Annotated in this window: 1 tRNA gene; it reads left to right on the top strand. The window is 40.1% G+C overall.

The window, feature by feature from the left end:
- Positions 1-40 precede the first annotated feature (40 nt).
- A tRNA-Pro gene (locus LB467_RS18885) sits at positions 41-115 on the top strand.
- Positions 116-267: the final 152 nt, after the last annotated feature.

The following is a 267-nucleotide window of genomic DNA, read 5'->3' as shown; positions in this document are numbered from 1 at the left end:
CGAATTTGAAACTTTGAACGATAGCGTAAGCTATCAGCTACGGGGTGTAGCGTAGCCCGGTTATCGCGCCTGCTTTGGGAGCAGGAGGCCGCAGGTTCGAATCCTGCCACCCCGACTTTTACAAGTTGTATTTTAACATAAAAAAAGGGTAATTGTATGGTTTTCATATAGTTACCCTTTCTTTTTGTGCTTAAATTTTAACAAATAGTGTTAAATTTTATGTGAGTTCATCGTGAGTTCACTGTGAATTTGTGAGTTTATCGTGAG

Source organism: Salegentibacter tibetensis (genome assembly GCF_020164485.1).
Lineage (GTDB): Bacteria > Bacteroidota > Bacteroidia > Flavobacteriales > Flavobacteriaceae > Salegentibacter > Salegentibacter tibetensis.
Note: the sequence above shows the minus strand (reverse complement) of the source record. Positions and strands in the feature narration are given on the sequence as shown.